General features: G+C 69.8%; 14 protein-coding genes. 8 read left to right on the forward strand and 6 right to left on the reverse strand.

The genetic code is table 11. From position 1 onward, the window contains the following. Positions 1-92: 92 nt before the first annotated feature. From purN to H629_RS0108495, 3 genes are all read left to right on the forward strand, one after another. Positions 93-704, forward strand: a complete 612-nt coding sequence (gene purN, locus H629_RS0108485; protein WP_024356847.1) for a phosphoribosylglycinamide formyltransferase — start codon at positions 93-95, stop codon at positions 702-704. Between the two features lie 182 nt (positions 705-886). Then, positions 887-2,545, forward strand: a complete 1,659-nt coding sequence (gene purH / locus H629_RS0108490; RefSeq protein WP_024356848.1) for a bifunctional phosphoribosylaminoimidazolecarboxamide formyltransferase/IMP cyclohydrolase — start codon at positions 887-889, stop codon at positions 2,543-2,545. Between the two features lie 69 nt (positions 2,546-2,614). Beyond that, complete coding sequence (locus tag H629_RS0108495; protein WP_024356849.1) at positions 2,615-2,968, forward strand: hypothetical protein; 354 nt, start codon at positions 2,615-2,617, stop codon at positions 2,966-2,968. Positions 2,969-3,139: 171 nt separating this feature from the next. On the opposite strand, the gene H629_RS0108500 is transcribed toward H629_RS0108495, so the two are convergent. From H629_RS0108500 to H629_RS0108515, 4 genes are all read right to left on the reverse strand, one after another. Then, positions 3,140-3,526 carry an META domain-containing protein gene (locus H629_RS0108500; protein ID WP_024356850.1) on the reverse strand — a complete coding sequence of 129 codons (387 nt, stop codon included), beginning with the start codon at positions 3,524-3,526 and terminating at the stop codon, positions 3,140-3,142. A 316-nt stretch (positions 3,527-3,842) separates the two neighbouring features. Continuing rightward, positions 3,843-5,366: an aldehyde dehydrogenase (NADP(+)) gene (locus H629_RS0108505; RefSeq protein ID WP_024356851.1), complete on the reverse strand. Its 1,524-nt coding sequence runs from the start codon at positions 5,364-5,366 to the stop codon at positions 3,843-3,845. A gap of 118 nt (positions 5,367-5,484) precedes the next feature. Further along, the gene (locus tag H629_RS0108510; RefSeq protein ID WP_024356852.1) at positions 5,485-7,314 is read right to left on the reverse strand and encodes an ABC transporter ATP-binding protein; all 1,830 of its coding nucleotides are present in this window, start codon (positions 7,312-7,314) and stop codon (positions 5,485-5,487) included. Positions 7,315-7,415: 101 nt separating this feature from the next. Then, positions 7,416-8,441 (reverse strand): agmatine deiminase family protein, encoded by a 1,026-nt coding sequence (locus H629_RS0108515; RefSeq protein ID WP_024356853.1) that lies wholly within the window; start codon positions 8,439-8,441, stop codon positions 7,416-7,418. Between the two features lie 449 nt (positions 8,442-8,890). Between H629_RS0108515 and H629_RS0108520 the strand changes: the two genes are divergently transcribed. The 4 genes from H629_RS0108520 to H629_RS0108535 all read left to right on the forward strand — a co-directional run bounded on the left by H629_RS0108520 (position 8,891) and on the right by H629_RS0108535 (position 13,699). Continuing rightward, on the forward strand, positions 8,891-10,648 hold the full coding sequence (locus H629_RS0108520; protein WP_024356854.1) for an FG-GAP repeat protein: 1,758 nt from the start codon (positions 8,891-8,893) through the stop codon (positions 10,646-10,648). Positions 10,649-10,725: 77 nt separating this feature from the next. Continuing rightward, positions 10,726-11,082 carry a cupin domain-containing protein gene (locus H629_RS14815; protein WP_024356855.1) on the forward strand — a complete coding sequence of 119 codons (357 nt, stop codon included), beginning with the start codon at positions 10,726-10,728 and terminating at the stop codon, positions 11,080-11,082. 237 nt (positions 11,083-11,319) lie between these two features. Continuing rightward, positions 11,320-12,816 (forward strand): APC family permease, encoded by a 1,497-nt coding sequence (locus H629_RS0108530; RefSeq protein WP_024356856.1) that lies wholly within the window; start codon positions 11,320-11,322, stop codon positions 12,814-12,816. Between the two features lie 103 nt (positions 12,817-12,919). Then, a complete protein-coding gene (locus H629_RS0108535; protein WP_029746766.1) occupies positions 12,920-13,699 on the forward strand; it encodes a gamma-glutamyl-gamma-aminobutyrate hydrolase family protein in 780 nt (259 codons plus the stop codon). 151 nt (positions 13,700-13,850) lie between these two features. Here the strand turns inward: H629_RS0108535 and H629_RS0108540 are convergent, their stop codons facing one another. Both H629_RS0108540 and H629_RS0108545 read right to left on the reverse strand, forming a co-directional pair. After that, positions 13,851-14,309: a flavodoxin domain-containing protein gene (locus tag H629_RS0108540; protein ID WP_024356857.1), complete on the reverse strand. Its 459-nt coding sequence runs from the start codon at positions 14,307-14,309 to the stop codon at positions 13,851-13,853. Positions 14,310-14,382: 73 nt separating this feature from the next. Continuing rightward, positions 14,383-15,657, reverse strand: coding sequence for an FAD-dependent oxidoreductase (locus H629_RS0108545; RefSeq protein WP_024356858.1), 1,275 nt, complete (start codon positions 15,655-15,657; stop codon positions 14,383-14,385). A gap of 252 nt (positions 15,658-15,909) precedes the next feature. On the opposite strand from H629_RS0108545, the gene H629_RS0108550 reads away from it, so the two are divergent. Then, positions 15,910-17,148: a cytochrome P450 gene (locus H629_RS0108550; RefSeq protein WP_024356859.1), complete on the forward strand. Its 1,239-nt coding sequence runs from the start codon at positions 15,910-15,912 to the stop codon at positions 17,146-17,148. The last annotated feature ends 50 nt before the right edge of the window (positions 17,149-17,198 follow it).

A 17,198-nucleotide genomic window follows, 5' to 3' on the forward strand; every position in this document is an offset into this window, starting at 1 on the left:
AGAGATCCGAAATACGGGATAGGCGCACGACGAGGGTGCGGGACGAGCGCCCCTGGCCGCTCAGCAGCGCAGCGCCGGGTAGACTGGTCTGCGTGCTCAAACTCGCGGTTCTGATCTCCGGCGGCGGCAGCAACCTGCAGGCGCTGCTCGAAGCGGCGGCGGATCCCGGGTTCCCCGCGAAGATCGTGTGCGTCGGCTCCGACACCGACGCCCCCGGCCTCGCCCACGCCGAAGCCGCCGGCGTGCCCGCCTTCGTGGTGCGCCCCCGAGACTACGCCTCGCGTGAGGAGTGGGGGCAGATGCTGGCCGCGGCGATCCAGGAGCACGGCGTCGGCACCGGCCCCGAGCCCGGCCTCGTCGTCAGCGCCGGCCTCATGCGCATCCTGCCCGCAGGCTTCGTGCGCGAGTTCTCCCCGCACCTCATCAACACCCACCCGGCGCTGCTGCCGCTCTACCCCGGCGCCCACGCCGTGCGCGACGCGCTCGCCGCCGGTGCGACCGAGACCGGCGTCACCGTGCACGTCATCGACGAGGGCGTCGACACCGGCCCCGTGCTGCGCCAGGCCCGCGTCGACATCCGCGACGGCGAGAGCGAGGCAGAGCTGCACGAGCGCATCAAGCAGCTCGAACGCCCGCTGCTCGTGCAGACCGTGCGCGACATCGCGCTCGGCGAGCTCGAGCTGCCCGCTCAGGCCCACGCCTGAGCCGTCAGCCCCAGGCCCACACCACTCCGACCAGCCCCAGCCGCCAACGATATGAGCCCTGCCGAGGACATGCCCGAATCGGAGTGACACCCGATCACAGCGGCAGCCCCGGATCGACGGCGGATCCGCCCCAGGATCCCGGATCCGCCCCAGCCCCACCCCCAGACCCGAAGGAACCCCGCATGGCAGTCCAGAGCCACGACCCCAGCCTCTACGAGCACCGCGACGTGGTGCCGGTCACGCGCGCCCTCATCTCCGTGAGCGACAAGACCCGCCTGCTCGACCTCGCCGCCGCGCTCGCCGCGGCCGGCGTCGAAATCGTCTCGACAGGCTCCACCGCCGCCACCATCCGCGACGCCGGCCACCCGGTTACCGACGTCTCCGAGGTGACCGGCTTCGCGGAGGCCCTCGACGGCCGCGTGAAGACCCTGCATCCCGCCGTGCACTCCGGCCTGCTCGCCGACCTGCGCCTCGCCGACCATCGTGCGCAGCTCCAGCAGCTCGGCTTCGCCCCCTTCGAGCTCGTCGTGGTGAACCTCTACCCCTTCGAGCAGACCGTCGCCTCGGGCAAGCCCGCCGCCGACGTCATCGAGAACGTCGACATCGGGGGCCCCGCCATGGTGCGCGCCACCGCGAAGAACCACGCCAACGCGGCCATCGTGGTCTCGCCCGGCCGCTACGACGAGGTCATCGAGGCGGTGCGCGCCGGCGGCACCACGCTCGCGCAGCGCCGCTCGCTCGCGACCGAGGCCTTCGTGCACACCGCGCAGTACGATGCCGCGGTCGCGAACTGGTTCCTCGATCAGGAGGACGTCGAATGGGGTGACGCCCCCGCCGACGAGGCCCCCGTCGAGGACGGCTCGATCGACAGCATCTTCGAGACCACCGAGGGCTACGTCGGCTACGAGGTCTTCGGTCTGCGCGAGGCGGTGCTGCGCTACGGCGAGAACAGCCACCAGCGCGCCGCCCTCTTCACCGAGAACGAGGGCGCCGGCATCGCCCAGGCCACGCAGCTGCACGGCAAGGAGATGTCGTACAACAACTACGTCGACGCCGACGCTGCACTGCGCGCCGCCTTCGACCACGACCGCCCCGCAGTCGCGATCATCAAGCACGCCAACCCCTGCGGCATCGCGGTCGCCCCCGAGGGCGCCGCAGACCCGATCGCCGCCGCGCACGAGCTGGCGCACGCCTGCGATCCGGTCTCCGCGTTCGGCGGTGTGATCGCCGCCAACCGCGTCGTCACCGCGAAGATGGCCGAGACGGTCTCGGGCATCTTCACCGAGGTGATCGTGGCGCCCGGCTTCGAGCCGGAGGCGCTCGCGATCCTCACCCAGAAGAAGAACGTGCGGCTGCTCGTGCTGCCCGCCGACTTCACCCCCAACCCGGTCGAGCTGCGCCAGGTCTCCGGCGGCTTCCTGCTGCAGGACGCCGACCGCAGCTTCGCACCGGCCGCCGAGTGGCAGCTCGCGACCGGCGAGCCCGCCGACGCCGCCACCCTCGCCGAGCTCGAGTTCGCGTGGCGCGCCTGCCGTGCCGTGAAATCGAACGCGATTCTGCTCGCGCAGGACGGCGCATCGGTGGGCGTGGGCATGGGCCAGGTCAATCGTGTCGACTCCTGCCGCCTCGCGGTGGAGCGCGCTGGCGAGCGTGCGCGCGGCGCGGTCGCCGCGTCCGACGCCTTCTTCCCCTTCGCCGACGGCCTGCAGGTGCTCATCGACGCCGGAGTGCGCGCCGTCGTGCAGCCCGGCGGCTCGGTGCGCGATCCCGAGGTCATCGAGGCGGCCCAGGCCGCCGGCGTGACCATGTATTTCACGGGCGAGCGCCACTTCTTCCACTAGGACTCAAGCCACGCGCCGGGCTCTGACGGCGCACGCGGTACCCGAAGCACCCCAGTCATTGGAGAACACATGGAAATCGTCAAAGGCATCCTCGTCGTAATGCACCTCGTCGGCTTCGGTGCGGTGTTCGGCGGCGCGCTCGCGCAGCTGCCCGCCGTGAAGGCCGGCCGCGCGCGCATCACCCCCGGCATCCTGCACGGCGCCTCGCTGCTGTTCGCGACCGGTCTGCTGCTCGTCGCGTCGATCTACATGATGGGCGGCCAGCCGAACAACATGAAGATCGGGATGAAGACGGTGGTGCTCATCGCGCTCGTCGTCGTCATTCTCGTGAACCGCAAGCGGGACAGCGTGCCCGGCAGCGTCATCGGTGCGGTGGCGGGCCTGTCGCTCGTGAACGTGGTCCTGGCGGTGCTCTGGCACTGAGCGCGTCGCCGCGACTCGCGCCGTGATCGGCCCGGCCCCGTCTTCGGATGGGGCCGGGCCGATCTGCGTGGCGGGGTGGTGTTCGGGGGGCCGGGCGCTGGGGTGCCGGGGCTCGGCGGCGTGCGGCGGCGGATCGCGGGTGCTCGGGAGGCGGATCGCGATCCGCCCGGGTCAGTCGTCGGCGCGCTGCAGCGTGCCGATCTCGCCGCCGTCCTCGTCGAGCAGAGTGAGCGTGTCGCCGGATAGTTCGGCGGAGCGGGCGAGGCTCAGCCAGGTGTCGACGCCCTCGCAGAACATCCGCGTCGAGTGCATGGTGCCGAGGTCGACGGTGTCGTCGGCGCCGGTGTCGTTGCGCCAGCGGCCGCCGATGCCGTTGCAGCCGTCGTTGCCGGTGTAACTGCCGTCGGGCTCGAACACGATCGAGGGCTCGCCGCGGGTCTCCGGGGCGCCCCACGCGCCGATCACCGACGGTTCTTCCGCCGAGGCGCAGGCACTGAGCGCGAGCAGCCCGGTGAACGCGGTCGCGGAGAGCGCCAGCACGCGCAGAGATCGGTTCATGCTGCCACCGTACGGGCGACGCCTATGGAAACGCCCAGAACCCGGCGGCCCTGGCGCTCGTGGGCCCTGCGCCCCTGAGCCTGTGCCCCCTGAGCCTGTGTGCCTGTGAATCAGTGCGTATGTGAGCCGAAAGGCGGAAAACGCACGCCGTCCTCGCGGTGAGCGTGCGTTTTCCGCCTTTCGGTGAGGTCTGGCTGGCTGGGGGGTGCTGAAGGTCTGGGCCTGAGGGCCCGGGCGGTCTCAGCCTCGAAGCCCCTCAGAGCCTCAGCCTCACGGGTGCCTCAGCCTCACGGGTGCCTCAGCGCCAGCGCCCGCCTCAGCGCCAGCGGGCGCCCCACTGCTTCGACTCGCCCGCGGGGGAGATCGCCTGGGGCACGCCGAGCGGGTTGTCGTCGCGCAGGGCCTCGGGCAGGAACGCGGCGGGCGCGTTCTGGAACGCGACGGGCCGCAGGAAGCGGGTGATCGCCGCGGTGCCCACCGAGGTGCTCGTGTCGTTGGAGGTGGCGGGCCACGGGCCGCCGTGCTGCTGCGCGGGGGTGACGGCCACGCCGGTCGACCAGCCGTTGAAGAGCACGCGACCGACCTGGCGGCTCAGCGCGGCGACGAGCGCGCGGAGCTCCTCGGCGTTCGCGGTCTCACCCGTCGCCTCGGCCTCGCTCAGGTGCAGCGTGCCGGTGAGGTTGCCCTCGTAGAACTCGGGCATGAGGGCCGCGAGGTCGGTGCCCTCGGGGGTTTCGACCAGGATCGCGAGCGGGCCGAAGGCCTCCTCGACGAGCGCCTCCTTGCCGCGGCGGAAGTCGTCGAGCGACACGGTGACGACCGTGGGCGTGGCCCAGCCCTGCCCCGCCTCGTCGAAGCGGATCCCGCCGGGTACCACGGCGCCCACGCCGGGGGAGGCGAGGATCGCGCTGCGGCGCTCCTCGAAGCTGCGGGCGATGCGCGGGTCGAGCAGGCGGTGCTCCGCGAGGAAGTCGCCGGCCGCTGCGGTGATCGCCGCGGGGAGCGCCGAGCCCGCGGGCACGAACACGAAGCCGGGCTTGGTGCAGAGCTGGCCCGCAGAACCCGAGACGCTGGTGAGGAAGCCCTGGGCGATCTCCTCAGCGCGCTCGGCGATGGCGTCTGCCGTGACGAACACCGGGTTCACGCTGCCGAGTTCACCGTAGAACGGGATCGGGGCGGGGCGGGAGGCGGCGATGTCGGCGAGCAGGCGGCCCACGCCGATCGAGCCGGTGAAGGCGCCGGCCTTCACCCGCGGATCCTTCAGCACTGCGACGCCGGCCTCTCGGCCGTGGATGAGGTGGAAGACGCCCTCGGGCATGCCGGCCGCGGCCAGCGCCTCGCGCGCGACCTCGGCGGTCGCGTCGGAGAGCTCGGGGTGGCCGGAGTGCGCCTTCACGATGAGGGGGCAGCCCGCGGCGAGGATCGACGCGGAGTCGCCGCCCAGCACCGAGAACGCGAAGGGGAAGTTCGAGGCCGAGAAGTTGATGACCGGGCCGAGCGGGAGCAGCGTGCGACGGACATCGGGCCGCACGCCGAGTGCGAAGTCGGCGTCGGCGGGGTCGATGCGGGCGTCGAGGTATCCGCCGTCGACGAGGGTGTCGGCGAACAGTCGCAGCTGCACGGCCGTGCGCACCACCTCGCCGTTCAGGCGGGCCTCGGTGAGCCCGGTCTCGCGCATCGCGATCCCGACGAGGCGCTCCTTCGCGGCTTCGAGTGCGTCGGCGACCGCGACGATCGCTCGGGCGCGGTCGGTGGGAGCCGTGGCGGCGAAGGCCGGTGCGGCCGCGGCGGCTGCGGCGACGACGGCCTCGAGTTCGGGGGAGAGCGCTTCGTTGGTCATGGGGAGATTGTGCCACGCGCGCGCGAGCTGCGGGCCGCCGGTCTGCACAGTTGCGGGGGTGTCGGCCGTGCGAGGCTGCCGTAGTGCCGTGGGTGCCCAGCGCGGTGCTCGCGCCGCGCTATCCGATCACATCGAAGCGCTTGAGCCGCTTGCGGTCCGCCCTCGAAGCCGAGTGCTGCAGCGCGAGCAGCTCGGCGTAGATACCGCCCGATTCGGCGAGCTCCGCGGGCGTGCCGATCTCGTCGATGCGCCCATCGCGCAGCGTGACGATGCGGTCCACCTCGGCGATGGTGGAGAGCCGGTGCGCGATGATCAGGCTGGTGCGCTGGCGCATGAGATCGTCGAGGCCGGCCTGCACGAGGCGCTCCGATCTCGTGTCGAGCGCCGAGGTGGCCTCGTCGAGAACGAGGATCGGCGCGTCCTTCAGCATGGCCCGCGCCACCGCGATCCGCTGCTTCTGACCGCCCGAGAGCTTCATGCCGCGCTCGCCGATCACGGTGTCGTAGCCGTCGGGCAGCTTCGAGACGAAGCCGTCGACCGCGGCGCGCCGCGCCACAGCCTCGATCTCGTCGCGTGTCGCCCCCGGGCGGCCGTACGCGATGTTCTCGGCGACCGTGCCGGAGAAGAGCGACGGATCCTGGAACACCACGCCGATGCTGCTCCGCAGCGAGGCGAGATCCGTCCCGGCTCCGGCCACCTCGATACTGCCCGAGCGCATCCGGTAGAGGCCCAGCAGCAGGTTGACGAGCGTGGTCTTGCCGCCGCCCGATTCGCCGACGAACGCGATGCGCTCGCCCGGCCGCACCTCGAAGGTCACGTCGCCGAGCACCTCGGTGCGTTCGTCGTACCCGAAGCTCACGCGCTTGAACGACACGGCCGCGCCCGGGGCGCTCCGATCCGCTCCCTCGCCCGACGCGGGCTCTGCCGACCGCGGCAGCGACCCGGGGCCGCCCACGACGGCGGGGTCGAGATCCATGACCTCGAAGTACGAGCGCGATCCGGCGGCGGCCCGCTGCGCGGTGTCGACCACCCAGCTGAGGTTCTGCACGGGCTGCCGGGCCATGGCCATGAGCTGGATCAGCATCACCATCTCGCCGGGCGTGAAGTGGCCCATGACGGTGCGCACGAAGATCATGGCGTAGAGCGCGAAGAAGATCAGGTTGAGCACGCCGCGCCGCACGGCGTCCATGGTGTGCCAGTAGCGCGACTGCTCGGAGGCGAGGCGCACGGTCTCGCCGAAGTGGCGGGAGAAGCGGTCGAGTTCGCCGCGTTCGCGCGCGAACGATTTCACGACGCGGATCTGCCCGACGACCTCGGCGAAGCGCCCCGACGCCTCGTCGACGTGCTCGTTCTTCTCGCGCTCGATGCGCTGCCACTTGCGGCTGGTCATCGCTGTGAGCCAGAGGTAGGCGGGGTAGGCGAGCAGCAGGAGGAGCGCGAGCGGCCAGTAGTGCCACGCGCTGATGGCGAGCACCGCGACGGTCGTCATGAGCATCGTCACGAACATGTTCGAGAACGTCTTCATGAAGCCCGTGATCTCGGTGATCGAGCGGTTCAGCCTGGCGACGATCGTGCCGGTCAGCTCGTTGTCGTAGTAGCGCTGCGGCAGGGTGAGCAGCTGCTCGAAGTAGCGGGTGGAGAGGATCGTGCGCATGCGCTCGCTCATCACGTCGCCCCAGTAGCCGCCGAGGTTGCTCACGACCGTCTCGACGAGGCTCGCAGCCAACAGCGCGAGCGCGAGCAGCATGACGGAGCGGATCGCACCGTCGGGGATCCCCGAGCCGTTCGACACCGAGCCGACGGCATCCACCACCACGTCCGTCGCCGCGCCCGTGATGAAGGGCACGGCGATGCCCGCCCCGGTGACCACGGCGGCGGCGGCCATGATGGCGAGGTAGTAGGGCGTGAGGGTGCGGGTGAACCGCAGAATGCGCAGGATGGTGGTCACGACGGGGTGCGGCCTCCGGGGGAGAGATAGGTATGAACAGGGCAACGCCCCGGCGGCCAGAGTATTCCGGCAGCCGGGGCGTTGCGACGGGTGAGGGCCGGTCAGGCGACCTTGGGCTGCTGCTGCGTGATGCAGTGGATGCCGCCACCGCGCGCGAAGAGCGGACGGGCGTCGATGCCGACCACCGTGCGACCCGGGTAGACCTCGCGCAGCGTTGCGAGCGCGCGGTCATCGGCGGGATCGCCGAAGGCGCAGGCGATCACCGCGCCGTTGAGCACGACGTGGTTGATGTAGCTGTAGTCGACGAAGCCCTCGTCGTCGCGCAGCGCCTCGGGGGCGGGCAGGTCGATGATCTCGAAACCGGCCGAGGCGTCCGCGAGATAGCGCTCGGCCACGGCGCGGTTGGTCTTCGCGATGACGTGGTCGGGGTGCGATTCGGCGTCCTGGCGGTGCATGAGCAGCACGTCGGGCGTCGCGAAGGCCGCGAGGATGTCGGAGTGCCCGCGGGTGCCGAAGGTGTCGTGGTCGCGGGTGAGGCCGCGGGGCAGCCACAGGGCGCTCGTCGTGCCGATGGTGCGGTTGAGCTCGGCTTCGACCTGCTCCTTGGTCCAGCCCGGGTTGCGGCCCGGATCGAGCTGCACGGTCTCGGTGAGGACCACGCGGCCGGTGCCGTCAACCTGGATGCCGCCGCCCTCGTTGGTCATCTCCGAGTTCACCAGCTCGGCGCCGGCGGCCTCCGCCACGATGCGGCCGATGTGCTGATCCTTGTCCCACTGCGCCCAGTCCTGGCCGCCCCAGCCGTTGAACACGTAGTTCACGGCGCCGAGCCGGCCGTCGTCGCCGATGACGAAGCTCGGCCCGATGTCGCGCATCCACGCGTCGTTGAGGGGGGCGGTGATGCGGTCGACCTGCGCCGAGAGGTACTTCGCGGCGATCTCCTCGTCGCCCGGGTTCACCACCACGGTGACGGGTTCGAACTCGCTGGCGGTGTTCGCGACGGCGGCCCAGGTGGTGCGCGCCTCGTGGGCCTCGGCCTCGGTCTCGCCGAGCGTGTAGCCGGTGGTCGGCCACGCGAGCCAGAGCCGCTCCTGCTCGTGTCCCTCGATGGGCATGCGCCAAGTAGTCATTCAGTTGCTCCTTGAATCTCGCGGCGCCACCTCAAAGCAGGCAAGCAGGCCGCTGACATATCAGTCTACCGGGGCGTGCGCCGCACCCGTCTCGATCTTCTTCGAGCTGCGCGCAGGCCTATCGATCGCTTGCCGGGGTTGTCTCTCATCCGAGTCGTTTCGCTTTCGACGCCGTTTCGCTTTCGACGCCGTGCCTTCTTCCGAAGCCGCCTCCTTTCCGAGATCGAGGTCACTTTTGATCGCGTGTCGTGCTGCGACTCGGCAAAAAGTGACCCCGATTGTGCGGGGAGCGACGGGCGCGTATCGCGGCCCGAGTCCCCAGCCCGCGGCGCCGCCACAAGGTCACAGCTAGCCGCATCGATAGATCATCGGATGAAAGTAAAGTTAGGCTAAGCTAATCTCGTTTGTCGTCTCGCGGCGCCCCTCGCCGCACCGCAGAAAGGCCTGTCTTGAAGCTCCTCCCTCCTCGATCGGCGGCCCTCGGCGCCGCCGCCGCGCTCGCCGTGTCGAGCGCGCTCCTCGTCGCCTCGCCGGCGTTCGCCGCCACCGTCACTGACGACGCCGCGCTCACCGGCGTTCCCGGCTCCGCGCTCGGGGCCACCGCCACGCAGACGAAGTGCGATCTTGACGGCGATGGCAGGCTCGACCTGGCGGTCGGCATGTACATGACGATGATGAGCGGCGGCGCCACGAACGACGAGGGGGCCTACGTGCTGATGGGGGCCGGTGACGGCGTCGCGAGCGGAGAGCTCGCCGCGGCGAACCCCGTGACGATCATGGATCCCTCCGATCTCGGCTGGTACAACGGGGGAGTCGACGTGCGCTGCGCGGGCGATGTGAACGGCGACACCTTCGACGATCTGGTGCTCGTCGCGCAGGGCTCGGCCGCCTACATCGTCTACGGCGATGCCGATTTCGCGACGCTCGGTCCCATCGATCTGGTCGCGGATCTCGGCACGCGCGTGCACAAGCTCTCGGGCGGCGTCGGCGATATCGACGGCGACGGCCGCGACGAGGTCGCGGTGAATCAGATCGGCGGGGCCGTGGTGATCGTCGACGCGGAGCAGCTCGTGGCCCCCGACACTGCGATCGCGACGATGCCGGGCACGCGCATTGCGGGGGCGGGCATCGACATCGTCTCCATGGCGGGCGTCGGCGATGTGAACGGCGACGGCCGCGACGATCTCGCCGTGGGCAGCGCCTCGTACACGGGTCCCGCCGCGGCCAGCCCCTACACCGGCGCGGTCTGGGTGCTCACCGATCTCGGCGCCGATGTGACGCTCGGCACGGGCCCCGTTCCGGGTTTCCGCATCGACGGCCCCGCTCGCGGCTACGACCTGCTCGGCACCTCGGTCGTCGGCCTGGGGGACATCGACGGTGACGGTCTCGGCGACCTCCTGATCGGCGGAGAGTCGGACTCGCCGCGTTCGGGCAGTGCGGTTGTTGTGCGCGGCGGGGCCGATGGCGCGAACGTCGCGACCGATCCGCTCGCGACGACCGGCTTCGCCGTGCACGCGGCGGATGACTCGTCGGTGCAGCGCGGCTGGTGGCTCAACGGCGTGGCCGGGGACGACCACTTCGGGCATGCGGTCGGCGCGGTGCGCATGGCCGGCTGGTCGATGCTGCTCGCGGGCGGCATGGACGGCTCGATCGACCCGGCACAGCCCGGGGCGGGCTATGTGCTCGCGCTCGACTCGCGCTATCTCGTCGGCGGGCGGATCCCGCTGTCGCCCACGGGCGTCTTCGAAGTCTCAGGGCTCGTCGGGGCGGCCGATGCGGTCGGCGCGAACCTCGTTCTCGGCGCGGAGGCGGGCCAGCATCTCGCCCGATCCTTCGCCGACCTCACCGCAGATGCGACCGGCGATCAGGTGCGATTCGCTGCGGGAGCTACGGCGCTCTTCAGCCCGGGCACCGCGCCGGCGGTGCGGGTGATCACCATGAACGCTCCTGCCCCGGCGGCGCCCCCGAATCCGGGTACCAAGCCGACGCCGAACCCGACGCCGAACCCGACGCCCGTGCCGCAGCCCACGGCGCCGAGTCCGACGCTTCCGACGGGGGACGATCCGTCCCCGGGTGATCGCGAGGCGAGAAGCCTGAGTCGCACTGGCGCGGCGGATCCGGTCTGGGGTCTCGCTGCAGCTGGTGCCGCCGTCGTCCTCGGTGCGGGGTTCGTGCTGGTACAGCGCCGACGTCGCCCTTCCGTATAAAACATCTAACGCGCTAAGGTTTAAGCGGCGGCGCAGCTGCCCGCCGCTTCGACGAACATCCAACGATGGAGATTGCAATGACGCAACACGTGGCCGTGACCGAGGTATTCGAGCGCATCGCCGATGCCGGTCCGCTGGGCGCCCCGCTGGGCACCTCGACGACGGGCCCCACGCAGACCTGGCTCGAGGAGTTCACCTCGGATTCCGAGAAGGGCGTACACACCGGTTTCTGGCGTTGCGAGCCGGGCGTCTCGGAGTGGGACTTCGCCGATATGGGCGAGGTGATCCACGTGCTGCGCGGGCGCATGGTCGTGACCGAGCAGGGCGGCGAGCCGGTCGAGCTCGGTCCGGGCGACGTGGCGTCGTTCCCCACCGGCTGGAAGGGCACGTGGGAGATCACCGAGACGCTCGAGAAGTTCTACGTGATGCTCTGACCTGTTTGCGCGCGAAGGCCGGGGTCGTGAGACCCCGGCCTTCGTCGTCTCCGCGGCATCTGCTCGGAGAATTCATGCATCTGTGCATGAATTTGTTTCCGATGTGTTGCGGTATTGATTCCGTTACCCTTCAGCGCTTGCCTTTGAAAAACATCTAGATGTAGTTTGTATATGGCGATCCCGTCGTGACGGCGGGTGCGTCATCACAGGCAGACGTACAAGGGAGTACTTGCGACCATGTCAGACAACACACCCGTCGTGGAGCACGACGAGGACGCGGCCCATCTCGCGTCCCTCGGCTATTCCTACGACACCACCTTCAAACGAGACATGACCTTCTGGGGCAACGTCTCGCTCGGCTTCACCTACCTGTCGCCGATCGCCGGCGTCTACTCGATGTTCGCGATCTCGCTCGGCCAGGCCGGGCCGCCCATGGCGTGGGCGCTCGTCATCGCGCTCGTGGGCCAGTTCCTCGTGGCGCTCGTCTTCGGCGAGGTCGTCTCGAACTATCCCGTCGCCGGTGGCGTCTATCCGTGGTCGCGTCGCCTCTGGGGTCGCAAGTGGGCCTGGATGAACGGCTGGATCTACGTCGTCGCCCTCGTCGGTACCCTCGCGGCGGTGGCGTACGGCGCCGCGCCGTTCGTCGCTTCGATCTTCGGCGGCAGTCTCGACGCCGGCGGCACCGTGCTCGTCGCGCTCGGCACGCTCGTGATCGCCACCATCCTCAACTTCTCGGGCACGCGAGTGCTGAGCCTCGCCGCCACGGTCGGCCTCATCGCCGAGATGATCGGAGCCGTCGGCATCAGCCTTTACCTGCTGCTGTTCCACCGCCAGCAGGACTGGTCGGTGGTCTTCGACAACCAAGGCATCGGCAACGACGCACCCGGCGGCTACCTTGGCGCCTTCGCCGCAGCGGCGCTCATCGGCATGTTCGCGTATTACGGCTTCGAGGCCAATGGCGACGTGGCCGAGGAGATCAAGAACCCGAGCGCCCGCGTGCCGAAGGCCATGCGCATGACGCTCTACATCGGCGGCTTCGCGGCCAATGTGCTGGTGTTCTCGCTCGTATTCGCTGTGCCCGATTTCGCAGCTGTCGCGAGCGGCGATGTGGCCGACCCGATTGGCGAGGCGCTGCACAACGCTTTCGGCCCTGTCTTCCCGCTCGTCATGTTCGTGGTGGTCGTCGCCTTCATCTCGTGCATCACGAGCCTGCAGGCCGCTGCGAGCCGCCTCGTCTACTCGATGGCGCGCGACGGGTTCCTGCCCGCTTCGCGCTTCCTCGCCAGCTTCAACGAGAAGCGCCACGTGCCGAACAACGCACTGCTCACCGCGGCGTTCTTCCCGGCCGCAGTGGTAGTGCTCTCGCTGCTGCTCGAGGATGCGCTGACCGCGATGGTCGGTTTCGGCACCGTGGGCATCTACATCGGATTCCAGATGGTCGTGCTCGCCGCCCTGCGCGCCCGCCTGATGGGATGGCGTCCTGCCGGCAAGTTCCGGCTCGGTGCCTGGGCCTACCCCGTCAACGTGCTCGCGCTGGTCTGGGGCATCGCGGCGGTGCTCAACATCCTGTGGCCGCGCCCGACAGGTGGCGGCTGGGGCGAGGACTACCTGCTCATCATGACGACGGTCGGCGTGATCGCCGTCGGCTGGATCTACATGCTCGCCTCGAAGGCGTACGCCAAGGGCGACGCGCCCGCCGGTGACGCGAGCGGGCCGATCCGCACCACGGTCTGATCCCGATTCACTTCGCAACAAACGACGGGAGTCCCGTCGCACCGCCCCGGCTTCGGTGGGGGCAGGGCGGCGGGACTCCCGTCTCTCACCCGAAAGGACCCCGATGACCGACCTCGCCGTCGACCCGACCCCCTTCCTCGCCGTGGGCGAGGAGGATCCGGATGGCCCGCTGATCCCGATGGTGGTGTCACTCACCTTCCCGGGAATGGATGCCCTTTCGCACGGGCTGCAGGACGAGTTCACGAGGATCGCGTTCGACGCGGTGCGCGCCGCGGGCGGCAGGCCGCGGCTCGTCGATTCGGCCGGCGAGCGGTTGGCGTCGGCGGAGGAAGTGCTGGGCGGTGCTGACGGGGTGGTGTTCCTCGGCGGCGGAGACGTCGACCTCGACTGCTACGGTCACGGCGGCCCGCCGCCGGCGAATCTGTACGGTGTGGATCGTCGCGCCGACGACTACTGCATCGGGTTGATCCGCGACGCGGTGGATCGCGATCTGCCGACGCTCGCGATCTGCCGCGGCTCGCAGCTGCTCAATGTGGCATTCGGCGGCACGCTGATCCCCGATATCGGCAATTGGCCGATGCACAAGGGCGGCCCAGGCGAGGCGCTGTTCATCGACGAGGAGGTGATCCTCGAGCCGGGTTCTGAGATCGAGCGCATTCTGGGGCGTTCGCGCGTCATCGTGCGCAACGGCCACCATCAGGCCGTCGCGGAGGTCGCGCCCGCGCTGCGGGCGACGGCGCACGCGCACGACGGCATCGTGGAGGCGACGCAGCATCGCGAAGCGGCTTGGGTGCTCGGGGTGCAGTGGCATCCTGAGGAACCGGATGCGGATGCGGCGGATCGGGCGCGGATCTTCGGCGAGCTCGTGCGTCGAGCCGCCTGAGCGCGTTCGGCCGCGCAGCCGCCACCGCACACGAAATGCCCTCGCAGATGGTGCACTCTTCACCGACAGTGCAACATCTGCGAGGGCAGATTCAGTAGACGGAGGCCGCGGAGGCTTGGGCTGTGACACCGGGCCCGCGACACCGTGTCCGCTACACCGTGGCGGAGGCAGCTTCGAGCACGCCGGGCAGCCACTCGAGCGCAACATCGCTGCCCATGTCCCAGGAGGAGGCGTCGTGGCGGCCGTAGTCGCCCACCCGCTCGGCGCCCTGCTGCGCGAAGCGGCGATCGATGTGCTCGCTGCCCTGGCTGTACGTCTCCTCGTAGAAGGTGTCGCCGAGCCCGAACATGGCGTAGCGCACACCGGTGAGATCGGGCAGCGCAGCGTCGAAGGCCTCGGCGAACGGGATCGCCGTGTTGGGCAGATCTCCCTCGCCGTGCGTGGAGCACACCACGAGATAGAAGCGCTCAGGGGTGAGCTCTGCCGGATCGAAGTTCTGCAGGTCGAAGACCTCGACGTCGTCGTGGGTCTCGCGCAGCTTCGCGCCGAGATCCTCGGCGATGAGCTCGGAGTTGCCGGATTCGGTGCCGTAGAGAACCGTGAACTTCACAGCTGGTTTCCTCTCAGAAGGAGCGTTGCGCTCGGTGGTCGGGGGTCGAGCCCGGGGCTCGGTGTTCGGTGGCCTACGCCCCGCGGGCGATGTCGATCATGCGGTCGTGGTCGGGAAGCTTGCGTCTGACCCGGTCGGAGGCGGCGAGGGAGCGCTCGTGCTCATCGAGCCTGAGCCACTGCTCGTAGCCGATGGCGCGATCCCGCACCTCCGCGGCGAGCCCGTCGAAGCCGAGTGTAGACGGCGACGCCGACAGCGAGCCGTCCGCCAGATCCGCCACGATCTCGTCGGACACTGCCTTGGCGCACGCGCGGTTCTCGGGGATCGCACCGCGCGGTCCCCGCTTCGCCCATCCGGTGCGATACAGCCCGGGCTCGACGCGGCCGGTCTCGGCGCCCGCGGCGGTGAGGGCTGCGAAGGCGTGATCCGGGTGCGCCGCGAATCCGATCGCCGTGACCACAGAGCTTGCGGGCACCACGACCACCTCGTCGCCGGAGGCGAACTCGACGCCCTCCGCACGGTGCTCGCCGAGCACCCGCAGCGGGGTCAGCCCGAAGCGCAGCGTCACCTCCGGGCCGTCGCCGCGGGGGCGATCCGGCGCGATCATCTCGCGGATCGCCGCAACGCGCCCCGCCGCAGCTCGATCGAGCTGCGAGCCGGCGCCCCCCTCGACGGGATCGGGCGAGGTGTAGACGGCGCGGGGGAGCGCCGCCAGTTCTTTCAGCATCTGCGGGTCGCCCTTCGAATCAGGGGCGGCGGAGCGGCTGACGAGGGTGACGCGCTCGGCGGGTGCTGCGAGGTAGGCGTCGAGCGCCTCGTCGGCGACGTCGCTGCCCTCGTACGCGGCGCGATCCTTCACCAGGAAGCGGAGCACGTCGAGGGCCACGTTGCCGCCGCCGATGACGACCACATCGGAGCCCAGCTCGGGCAGCGGCGCGGCCGCATCGGGGTGGGCGTTGAGGGCGCGCGTGATGGCGCCCGCGCCGATGACGCCCGGCAGCTCGGCCCCCGGGATGCCGAGCTCGCGGTCGGCGGTGAGGCCGGTCGCGATCACGACCGCGTCGAACAGTTCGCGCAGCTGCGCGAGGGAGACGTCGCGCCCCACCTCGATGCCGCCGGCGAAGCGCACCGCCTCGTGCTGGAAGAGCCTGTCGAACTGCCGCGTGATGGCCTTGGTGTGCTGGTGGTCGGCGGCGACGCCGTAGCGCACCAGCCCGAAGGGCGACGCGAGACGGTCGAACACGGTGAGCTCGCAGCCCGGCACGGCGCGCAGCAGCGACTGAGCGAGATAGCAGCCCGCGGGGCCGCTGCCGATCACGGCGATCTTCGGGGTCGTGGATGACGACATCGCAGCTCCTTTGCGGTGCGGTGCGGCAGGGGGAGTTTCGGCACAGTGCCACGATCCGGCGCTCCGTTGCGATCCGGTCGATGCCATCAGTGTAGCGCTAAAGATGTGCTTGGTGAATGATTTTTCCTGATATTCCCAAATCGACCCACCGATTTCCCAAGAGAGCTTGCGGTATAAAACATTCACAGATAACTTATTTACCACCGGCCGCTCGCGAAACCGAGCGGATCAGAATTCGACAAAGGAGTACGGATGACCGGAGAGACGACCCAGGCGGACGTCCCGTATCTCGACATCGCCTCGCCCGAGTTCGCCATGAACTCGGAAGCGGTGCGAGACGCCCGCGAACGCAGCTGGTACGCGAAGACCAACTACGGCTACGGCGTGCTGCGCTACAAAGAGGTCACCGAGCTGCTGAAGCACCCGAGCCTCAACCAGGGCAGCGCGAAGTGGCCCGACCACCACGGCGTGCACTCCGGCATCTTCTACGAGTGGTGGGCGAAGAACCTGCTCGTGCTCGAAGGAGAAGAGCACCACCGCATCCGCCGCCTGCTCAACCCCGCCTTCTCGCCCAGCGTCGCGCGCAAACTCGAACCCGAGTTCGCCGAGATCGCGAACGAGCTCATCGACGGCATGAAGCAGAAGCACGCCCGCGGCGAGCAGGTCGAATTCGTCGCCGACTTCTCCGAGCCCTTCGCCACCCGTGCCCTCTGCGCCATGATGGGCCTCGACCACGACCACTGGCCCTTCATCGCCTCACGTGCCAACACCGTCGGCTACGCGCTCAGCGTGACCATCAAAGAAGACATCGACCGCGTCGACGAGGCCGTGCAGGAACTCTACGACTTCGTGGGCCGGCTCATCGACGAACGACGCGAACAGCCCGGCGATGACGTCGTCTCGCGCCTCGTGCAGTTCTCGCAGGCCGACGACAAGCTCAGCGACGCCGAACTGCGCAACGCCCTCGTGCTCATGCTGTTCGGCGGCATGGACACCACGCGCAACCAGATCGGCCTGCTGCTGCAGACCTTCATGCGCAACCCCGAGCAGTGGGAACTGCTCGCCCAGGATCCCGCGAAGTACGCCAAGCCCGCCCTCGAAGAAGGCCTGCGCGTCAACCCCACCACCCGCTGGGTCACCCGCGAAGCCAACGAAGACTTCGAGTTCCACGGCCTCGAAATCGAAAAGGGCACCACCGTGCACCTCTTCACCATGTCGAGCGGCACCGACCCCGAGGCCTACCCCGACCCCGACATCGACCTCAACGCCGGCAGCGAGCCCGGATCCGAACGCCGCAAGCAGCACCACACCTTCGGCGGAGGCGTGCACCACTGCCTCGGCCACTACATCGCCCGCGCCGACATGAGCATCGCCCTGCCGCTGCTCGCCCAGGCCTTCACCGACATCTCCTGCCCCGGCGGCGACGAGTGGCTGCCCGACTCCGGCAACCACGGCCCCGTCCGCCTGCCGATCGAGTTCACCGTGCGCTGACGCCGCGCGCCCCGCACCCATGAACGCGGCCGGGGCACCCGATCCGCACC

The sequence above is a fragment of the Leucobacter chironomi DSM 19883 genome, assembly GCF_000421845.1.
Taxonomy (GTDB): Bacteria; Actinomycetota; Actinomycetes; order Actinomycetales; family Microbacteriaceae; genus Leucobacter; species Leucobacter chironomi.